We start from the raw sequence: 9694 nt of genomic DNA, 5'->3' as shown, positions 1-9694 counted from the left end.
TTCGGCTTCTCGTTATAAGGAACCCAACATGCGTTTCTCGCTAAAAGCAGCTACCGCGGTAGTCAGCGCTTCTGCGTTGGCTATTGCGAACCTGCCTACCTCCCTCGCACAGTCGGCGGAGCAGTCCTTCAACGGCAAGGACACCTGCATTTCCATCGATTCCAACGGCAACATCGTCGCCCCGCAGCCGGGTGACTGCACCCAGTTTGGCAAGGGCGGCCAGGGCAACACCGACGCCCAGGCACGCAACGTCATCTTCATCCTGGGCGACGGCATGGGCCACCAGGAGATCACTGCTGCTCGTAACTACCTCAAGGGCGCTAACGGCCGCTTCGAGGGCCTCGACGAGCTGACTGCGGCAGGTGCTTACACGACCTTCGCCGTGGGCAAGGACGGCAAGCGTCAGTACGTCACCGACTCCGCCGCGTCCGCAACGGGCTGGTCCACCGGTACGAAGACCTACAACGGCGCGTTGTCCGTTGACATCACCGGCAAGCCGCACGAGAACCTGTTGGAGATGGCGAAGAACGCCGGTATGCGCACCGGTAACGTCTCCACCGCAGAGATCCAGGATGCGACCCCGGGCGCGATGCACTCGCACATCTCCAAGCGCGGCTACTACGCGCCGTCCGGCGACGCGAAACCGGTCAAGGGCGCTGAAGCTCGCGAAAACGGCGGTCTCGGCTCCATCTCCGAGCAGATCATCGACACCCGCGCCGACGTCACCCTGGGCGGCGGCCGCAAGTACTTCGACGCCGAGGTTCAGCAGGGTGGCGAGAACCGCAACCCGTTCCTGACCGACAAGAATGACGGCGGCGCCGACTGGGAGGCCGGCAAGTCCGTCCGCGAAAACGCGATTGCCAAGGGCTACCAGGTTGTCGACGACAAGCAGGGCCTCGAGGGCATCACCGTCGCGAACCAGGACCAGCCGGTGCTCGGCCTGTTCCACGACAAGAACATGACCCGCAAGTTCGAGCAGACCGTGCCGGTGAAGTCCGACGGCACCACCGAGCCGGAGGTCTGCAAGGAAGCTGATCGCGGCGACGAGCCGTCCGCAGCCGAGATGACCAAGAAGGCCATCGAGCTTCTCGACGACAAGAGCGCCGACAAGGGCTTCTTCCTCCAGGTCGAGTCCGCATCCATCGACAAGGCAGACCACGCAGCCGACGCCTGCGGCATGATCGGAGAGACCCAGCAAATCGACGAGGTTATTAAGGAAGCCCTCGACTTTGCCAAGGCTGACGGTGAGACCATGATCGTTGTCACCGCCGACCACGCGCACACCGCGGAAATCATCCCGGACGGCCGCCCGTCAGTGTCCGCCGTAACTCGCCTGAAGACGCCGAAGGACGGCACCACCATGTCCATCGGCTTCGGCACCCAGCCGTGGCTGGATGAGAACGGCAACCCGGTCTTTGACAAGAAGGAAAACGGCGACTCGTTCGACACCCCGAACTTCTCCATGATGCACACCGGCACCCAGGTGCGCATCGCAGGCTTCGGCCCGGGCTCCGAGAACGTCAACGGTCAGCTCGATCAGACTGACGCCTTCTACGCTATGGCGAACGCGCTCGGACTCAACGGCGGCACCGAGGGTGGCCAGAAGCCGTGGAAGATCAACAAGGGCGCCAAGGTTGCTTCCCTGGCGAACCGCTCGAAGGCGAAGCCGGGTGACGAGCTGTGCTACCTCGTCTCTGCAGGCGAGGCCCCGAAGGTCGGCGACTGTGCCCAGTTCGGCACCGAGGGCCAGGGCATCGACAACGCCAAGGCGAAGAACGTCGTCCTGCTCATCGGCGACGGCACCGGCGACTCCGAGATCACTGCAGCGCGTAACTACCTTAAGGGCTCCGCAGGCCGCTTCGAGGGGCTCGACGACCTCGACTACACCGGCTACCTGACCACCTTCTCCCTGGACAAGGAAACCGGCCTGCCGAACTACGTCGGTGATTCCGCTGCAACCGGCACTGCATGGAACTCCGGCGTGAAGACCTACAACGGCGCGGTCGGCGTGGACAACGCCGGCAAGCCGGTTGCCACCCTCGGCGAGATCGCAAAGGCCAAGGGCCTGAAGATCGGTAACGTCACCACCGCCGAGATCCAGGACGCCACCCCGGCAGCCTTCGCTGCACACGCAATCAAGCGTTCCTACTACGCACCGTCTGGCGACAAGAAGGTCGCAGAGGGCGAGCAGCTGCGTGAAAACGGCGGTCTTGGCTCCATCTCCGAGCAGATCGTTGACCTGCGTGCAGACGTCACCCTCGGTGGCGGCCGCAGCTACTTCAACACCGAGGTCGTCCAGGGCGGCCAGTGGGGCGAGAACGGTAACACCTGGACCGCAGGTAAGACTGTCCTGGAAAACGCGAAGGACAATGGCTACCAGGTTGTCACTAACGCCTCCGAGCTCGACGCGATCGCAGAGGCAAACGCCGACAAGCCGGTCCTCGGTCTGTTCTCCGAGGGCAACATGCCGCGCGCGCTGAACCAGTCCATTCCGACCACCGACGGTGGTGACCTCGAGCCGGCCACCTGCGTTGCTAACCCGGAGTTCACCGCTGAGACTCCGCGTCTGGCAGCCATGACCTCCAAGGCGCTGGAGCTGCTGCAGAACGACAAGGGCTTCGTGCTCCAGGTCGAGTCCGCCTCGCCGGACAAGGCCGACCACCAGGCTGACGCCTGTGGCCTGATCGGCGAGGTCGGCCAGCTTGACGAGGCCGTCCAGGCTGTTCAGGATTGGGTGGAGAAGACCGGTGAGGAGACCCTGATCGTCGCCACCGCCGACCACGCTCACACCGCACAGATCACCTACGAGAACCAGAACACCGCTGGTCGCGTCACTCAGCTGACCACGGTTGAAGGCTCCACCATGGCCGTCAACTTCGCCACATCCAAGACCAACGAAGACGAGGATGCGCTCGGCGGCCAGCAGCACACCGGTGCGCAGCTGCGTGTCGCAGCCTCCGGCCCGGGTGCCGCGAACCTCACCGGCCAGATCGACCAGACCGACCTCTTCTTTGCCAGCCTGAACGCGCTGGGCATCGATCCGGTCAACCACAATCTGACCTTTGAGAACAAGATGCAGCCGGTGGAGGAGACCACCGACGAGAACACCGCCGCCGGCTCCTCCGTCGACTCCCCGGCGCTCATCGCCACCCTGGCCATCGCAGGCATCGCGGGCCTGATCTCCCTGATTGCCCTGCTGGCACCGTTTGCTGTCGACGGCGCCCTCGGCCCGATCGCGAAGTTCTAGCCAGAACTAGAAACTAAAAATAGCCACCGAGAACAAGATGTGTTCTCGGTGGCAATTTTGCTAACTGCCAATCGGCGTGGGGATTGGCTAGCCTTCACCTTCCGAGATGGCTTCGGCTGCAGCAATGTAGCCAGCGATCATTGTCTTACCTACGTTTGACAGCGCCTCGTCGGACGGGAGAAATGATGGATCGTGCAGAGACGCCGTTTCTTTCTCGCTGTCTGCGACACCGACAAAGCACATGAGGGATGGGCAGATCTCTCCATAAAATGAGAAGTCGTCGGCGCCCATCGAACGCATCGTCTCTGCATTCGCGATGCCGAGGGAAGCGGCGTAGGCATCGAATTTCTCTGACAAAACTTCGGCGTTTACGAGCTCCGGTTCGCCTGGTTTGTATTCCACATTGACGGTGCAACCATATCCAGTTGCGATACCGGTTGCCATTGTGCGGATTGCCTCAACGATGCGCTCATTAATCGCAGACGTAGTGCTGCGGACAGTAGCGAAGATCCGTCCCGACCGTGGCAAAACATTCGCTGCCCCCTGTCCTACCGCGATAGTGCCGATGCTTACCAAAGCAGGCGACATTGGGTCGGCGATCCTGCGTACAACCTCCGAGATACCTACAGCGATTTGCGCCGTGGGAACAGCGGCGTCACACCCGTTGTGTGGGTACGCACCGTGGCCTCCCTTACCGGTTACCGAGATTGCAATCTCGCCAGCAGCAGCATTGACAAATCCAGAGCCTGCGGCAACTGCACCCGTGGGAATTGAGGGGTGAACGTGTGCGCCGATGACATGGCGGACGCCGAGTTGTTGAAGTTTTCCGGACTCTGCGATGTCGAGCGCACCGGATGGGTACGTTTCCTCACGCGGCTGCAGGATTGGTACAAGGCCATATGGCAGATCGAGGTTCTTCGCTGCTCTGATCACACCGGCCAAGGCTGCAAGGTGTACGTCGTGACCACAGGCATGCATCGCATCGTTTGTTGATGACCATTCCACCCCCGTCTCCTCTGTTACCGGCAGTGCGTCTAACTCTCCTCGGATGCCGATGGACGCACCCTCTGTCGGCCCGATTCGGCCGACCGCGCCAGTTTGAGCAACCGGCTCGAGTCGTACGCTCATCGTTTCGATCATCAAGTCAGTAGTGGGCTGTTCTTCGCCACTCACGAAGGGAGAACTGTGAATTTGTTTCCGTAGCTCCACGACATCGCTGAGGTACTTGTTGAATTCAGAAACCCACTGTTCCGCCAGCTGTTGAAGGTTTTCGCGCATCCTTAGCTTGGCTCCTTTTCGTTGCTGCTAGTTGTAGATACACCGTACAAGCGCTGTGCGTTTTCGAATCCGATCATTTGCGCGACGCGGATGCATTCATCGATTGGCCATCCGTTGTGTTTGTGAAACTCTTCAAGCACTGACAAAAGTCCTTCACGGAACAGCAAAGTACCGATGTAATAAAGCTCGGGTAGGCCGAACGCATCTGTACTGAACAGAATCTTGCCGAAAGGTGCCAGTTCCAGTGACTCCGCAATTACTGCGCGTGACCGGGCACCGGTGTAGTTGATAGCCAGTCCAACATCGAAGTACACGTGTGGGAAAACATCTGCAAGGTAGCCCGCCTCTCGATGGAACGGATAGCAGTGCAGCAGGGTGAAGCGGGCACCGGATTCTAGAGAGGCGCGGAACAGATTCGTGAGTAGTAGCGGATTGCAGCGATGCAAGTCCACATCGTCGTCACCGTAGCCGATGTGGAGTTGGATCACCTGCGCACGATCGATGGCGAACCACAGCAAATGGCGAATGAGAGTGCTGTCCTCTAGTCGAAGCTTCCCGGAGGTTCTTACAAACCTTTCCGCCGCTGCAAGTACCTCCTGTTCAGAGGGGCGATCTGCATCGAAATCGAGACCAGTTCGGTATGCAGCGATGGACTTCACACCAGCTGCTGTAACAAGATGCTCGTCAAGCGTTACTCCGAGCTGGGTGAGGAATTCAGTGGCTTTGTCACCAACGGCTTCACCATCACGAACAGCTTCTGCCACTTGCTCTGCGACACGCTCGAGTCGGACAATCTCGTAAACAGTGCCTCCAGATGTTCGTCGAAAAGCATCCGGGTCAGTGATCGTGTCAGCGGCATGTCCGGTCTCCACGCCGAACTCCGCGATACCGGTCCTGCGGATGAAGCGTTTGTTGACTTCTTCTGATTCGAGTTCAGCACGGGCGGCGATGTAGTCGTCAGGACTTGCGAACGGATCAAGTCCCAGAACCGGTGCACACAGGTTGCGGACCTGGAAACCGATCTGCGAGTCGAACCGTGTCGTACCTGGAGTGGCCGCGCTTGAAGACTCAGAGATGAGCGCCTCGAATTCCTCGCGGGTTAGAGTGTCTGTGACCACGCCATGGCAATGGTGATCAAAGAGGGGGATCCGATCGATAGCATCTTGCAACTCGTTGTTAGTAGACATTCGCGTAAACCTCACACTGCTCAACGATGCTCTTGTCCTTCAGATGCTGGATCTCGTCGCGCTTGACCTTCAAGAATGTTTCTACCCAGGCATCTGAGAACCAAGAGCGTACGACCTCGTTTGTTTCAAAACGGTCTAGGGCTTCTTTAAGGCTCGCAGGTAGGTTTTCGTTGTCCTGCGATTCGAGCTCAGAGTAATCGTCGCCAGTCACTACCGGCACTGGGTCGAGGTTTTCCTCTATTCCGGCCATCCCCGCTCGGATAATCATGCCCATCAGGATCCAAGGGTTAGCGCCGATATCGCCGCCGCGGAATTCGAAGTGGAACTGTTTATCCGGTGTGCGTCCGTCGGCTTCGTTCGTCGGACAAATGCGTACCAAAGCCTCACGGTTCTGTTCGCCACAGAATGCTTGGGCAACCGACCAATTGTGTGGCTTGAGGCGCTCGTAGCTAACTGTCAATGGGGCAAATAAGCAGGTCATCGGCGCAGCGTACTTAACCAGTCCCGCGTTAAACTGACTCGCAATGCGCGACATCCGCCCGGGTCCGTCCGGATCAAATGCGACAACTTCGCCGTCGGTGCCGTACAACCCGTAATGGACATGAACTCCAGAACCGCCCTCGGAGGCAACCGGAACAGGGGAGAAAGTGACCTCACGGTCGTAGGCCTTAAAAACAGTGCGGACAATATCGCGAACCAAAATTGCACGATCCGCAGCAGTAACAGGGTCTGTCGGCTTGACAGTCAGCTCGTATTGATACGGCGCATACTCCGGCAGCCAGCATTCTGGGTTTACACCTGCGTTTTCCAGAACATTGAAGAGTGCACTCCCCACTGGCTCTCCGTCGACGAAGCTAGCGAACGAAAATGGGTGTGTCGCTTCTTTCGTGTGGCGTTCGGTGAACTCATGCTCAAACGCTGCGGTCATGACTAACCCATGTCGGTCGCGAAGCTCGTCGACCGCTTCCTTGAGGAAGTTACGGGCGCAAGATTCCCACGGAGTGCCATCGGTGTTGATCAGGTTTGCGAAGCTCAAAGAAAACGTTGGGATTTCCGGGATACCGGCGATTTCATAGGTTGCATCAGCATCTGCCACAAGACGAATATCACCAGTGGCATCGTAGGGAATTCCATCGACAATGTGACCGAGTGGCCCGATGCCTAGATTCGCTGGAACCCAGCCAACGCTCGCACCTTTTTCAAAATCTTTGGTGCTTATCGCCCGTCCTTTAGTGCGTGCGGAGATATCTGTGGTTGCCAGGAACGTGAACGTGCCGTTGTTGTGGATGCTCATGCGTCAATGTCTTCTTTCGTAAGTTTCTGCCCAATGTTCTGGGCAAGCTTGGGATTGAGGATGATGATTGCGAGGCCCAACAAGCACCACGCGCCAGAGAGCCAGGGGAAATATGTGTACGGTGCAACCTGTCCCACGACTTGGATGAGGTAAACGTAAACGAGGTAGCCCAGCGCCAAGATTGGGAAAACGATTTCCCAGACGGGAATGGAGGATTCCTTTTTCAGGATGAACCGGATCGCGCCAACAGAAGCCATGCCATAGGCGATGACCATGCACAGCGTCGCAATAGTTGCGTACCAGTAATAGACCTCAACATTGGTTCGGCCAGCGAATGCCATTCCAAGCGCAAACACCAACGCGATAATGTTGGTCGCCCATACTGCTTGTTTCGGAACACGAGTGTGCGGATCGCGGTTTGCAAAAACGGTCGGGCCGAAACCATCGCGGGCGAGAGTGTAAATGAGGCGTGACGTCGCAGTACTCGAGCTGAGGAACGCGCCAAATGCCACCGAGAACGCGATGACAGAGATCAGCACCGCGAACCATTGGCCGATGTACGCGGAGCCGAGCTCGGTCAGTGTCGACGATGCACCTGCGAAGCGTTCAACGCCGGCTTCGTCAGTGCCGAAACCGATTGTCTGAGCAAACATGACGAATACATAAATGACACCGCCGGTAACCACCGCGAGCAAGAGAGCCTTAGGGACCGTCTTTTTCGGCTCCGTTGTTTCCTCCCCGAGTGAGGAACCAGACTCAAATCCGGCCCAGGACAAGAAGGCGAAAACCGATGCGGTCATGATCGCGGACCATGAGTTTCCTGCAGGAGTGAGTGCTCCAAGATCAATCGATGTTTCGTACGGCGCTGTGCCGGCACTTACCTTTGACAGGATCACGACGGAGAGAATCAACATGGCGATGATGCCGATCAGGCCGATTACCAGTGTGACTCTCGCGGCCGAAGTGGAGTTTCGCAGGTTGAGGTACAGTCCTAGCGCTCCGATGAACAACGGAACCAAAATGCCGACGAACTGTGAAGATCCGGCAGAGAGCTCCGTCAGCATCGCTTCGAAAAACACCGAGCATGCACCGAGGATGCATGTAGTCATGAAAATGTATGTGCCGAGCAATGCGAAACCACTAAAGAACCCGGCTTTTGGTCCGACTGTCACGCCAGCGAGGGCGTACACCGAGCCGGCGTGCGTAACTCGTTGCAATAGCCGTACAAAGGCGTAAGCAACGAACACTGCGCCAGCGAATGCCACTGCGAATGCGAACGGAACGGCTTTGCCGACAAGCCCCGCCACACCGATGCCGTTCAGTGACATTGCCATCACCGGGGCCATGAACCCCACCGAGATGGCAGTCACCTCCCATGTAGAGAGCATTTTCCGCTCATGGGGAGGAGAAATATCTGCAGTTGTCGTCATCGATCATTCCTTCCAGAAAGCGGGATGAACGAATGCTACAGAAACTATGATGCAGGTCGCAGTAAAACATGGAATATGATTCACAACACACTCAGTGCGAGGTGGTAAAAAGCCCTGCCTCCAACGTGGATGAGGAGACAGGGTCGGTTTCGGGGAGAACTACATGCCCAGCATCGGCAGTTTGATGCCGAAGTGGGGCAGCGCGAAGAACAGGCCTGCGATCACCAGCAGCGCCGCAATCACCCCACCGACAATGGCCGGCACATTCACGTCCGCCTTGGCGGTGGGGTATTTCACGTCCGCTCGCATGCCCTTGGTGCAGGTTTCGGCGGCGGTGGCGTCGGCGTCGTCGATAAGCATGCGCTTCGCGGCGACCTTCCCGGACGGGGTCTCCGTCCACGCCTTGTACACGTCGCCATCCTTCGCGGTCAGCGGCGTCTCCGTGCGCTTGGTGTCCTCCGGGCCAACGCGCCACGAATCCGTGTCAATCGCCTCCAGCGTGCGATTCACCGTCGGCTCCGACTCCTTCATCGTCTTCTGCGCATCCGCATACTTTGCGACGAGACCCTCCGGCAACACCTTGCCAAACTCCGCCTTCTCACCCTTGAGCGCCTTCTCGTTCTCCGCGACAACGCCGGGGTAGACCTGCTCGATCGCCGCGATGAGGTCGCGGGCCTGCTCGTAGTCACCAATCGCCTTCGACTCGTCGAACCACGACTCGATGAAACGCTTCTCGGCCGGCGCGAGCTTCACGACGCACACGCCGTCCTTGTCCTTCATAGCGACGGTGGCGGCGTTCGCCGGGTTCGCGGCGACAGCGCCGAGCGCGAGCGTTGCTGCGGTTGCGTACGCGGCGATACGGGTGGTGGTGCTGGTCATGGTTTTCCTCCTCGGAGTGTGAGTGTGTGTACGGGCTGTACCACCTCAGTGTCCAGGAAGACGTGTTGCGACAGCGTTAACGTGCGGTGGTGGGGGCACTGCTTGTTAGGATCCTGGGCGAAAACACCGTGTCAGAAGCAATGCGATGAACCAGAGGTGGATGGAGATTTCACAAATGCAGTTAGCCGCTTTGCTAGGCAATGGAGTTTCTCCATTGGAACCATCACCGGTCGATTACGTTTTTATGTTGCTCACGTTTGTGGCTGTGGTGCTATTAGTTGCCAGCGTGATTGTATTTTTCAGGCAACCTAATAGACGACCTAACAGACGATGGTCGGATGTCTGGATCGTGCTCTTTCTGGTGTTCATACCTGTGGTA

Annotated in this window: 6 protein-coding genes; 1 reads left to right on the top strand and 5 read right to left on the bottom strand. The window is 58.5% G+C overall.

Going from position 1 to position 9694, the window contains the following annotated elements; translation table 11 throughout:
* Window positions 1-28: 28 nt before the first annotated feature.
* Complete coding sequence (locus HMPREF3145_RS01860; protein WP_070421561.1) at window positions 29-3247, top strand: alkaline phosphatase; 3219 nt, start codon at window positions 29-31, stop codon at window positions 3245-3247.
* Between the two features lie 87 nt (window positions 3248-3334).
* Here HMPREF3145_RS01860 and HMPREF3145_RS01855 read toward each other — a convergent pair whose 3' ends face one another.
* The 5 genes from HMPREF3145_RS01855 to HMPREF3145_RS01835 form a co-directional block, all read right to left on the bottom strand.
* The gene (locus HMPREF3145_RS01855) at window positions 3335-4525 is read right to left on the bottom strand and encodes a M20 metallopeptidase family protein (RefSeq protein WP_070421560.1); all 1191 of its coding nucleotides are present in this window, start codon (window positions 4523-4525) and stop codon (window positions 3335-3337) included.
* Between the two features lie 2 nt (window positions 4526-4527).
* The gene (locus HMPREF3145_RS01850; RefSeq protein WP_070421559.1) at window positions 4528-5712 is read right to left on the bottom strand and encodes an amidohydrolase family protein; all 1185 of its coding nucleotides are present in this window, start codon (window positions 5710-5712) and stop codon (window positions 4528-4530) included.
* Complete coding sequence (locus HMPREF3145_RS01845) at window positions 5702-7006, bottom strand: type I glutamate--ammonia ligase (RefSeq protein ID WP_070421558.1); 1305 nt, start codon at window positions 7004-7006, stop codon at window positions 5702-5704. Before HMPREF3145_RS01845 ends, HMPREF3145_RS01850 begins: the two co-directional genes overlap by 11 nt.
* Window positions 7003-8436, bottom strand: a complete 1434-nt coding sequence (locus HMPREF3145_RS01840) for an APC family permease (protein ID WP_083279331.1) — start codon at window positions 8434-8436, stop codon at window positions 7003-7005. Before HMPREF3145_RS01840 ends, HMPREF3145_RS01845 begins: the two co-directional genes overlap by 4 nt.
* A 159-nt stretch (window positions 8437-8595) precedes the next feature.
* Complete coding sequence (locus HMPREF3145_RS01835) at window positions 8596-9315, bottom strand: hypothetical protein (protein ID WP_070421556.1); 720 nt, start codon at window positions 9313-9315, stop codon at window positions 8596-8598.
* Between the last annotated feature and the right edge of the window lie 379 nt (window positions 9316-9694).

Origin of the sequence: Corynebacterium sp. HMSC05C01 (assembly GCF_001807155.1) — a bacterium.
In the GTDB taxonomy this organism is placed as follows: Bacteria; Actinomycetota; Actinomycetes; order Mycobacteriales; family Mycobacteriaceae; genus Corynebacterium; species Corynebacterium coyleae.
Note: the sequence above shows the minus strand (reverse complement) of the source record. Positions and strands in the feature narration are given on the sequence as shown.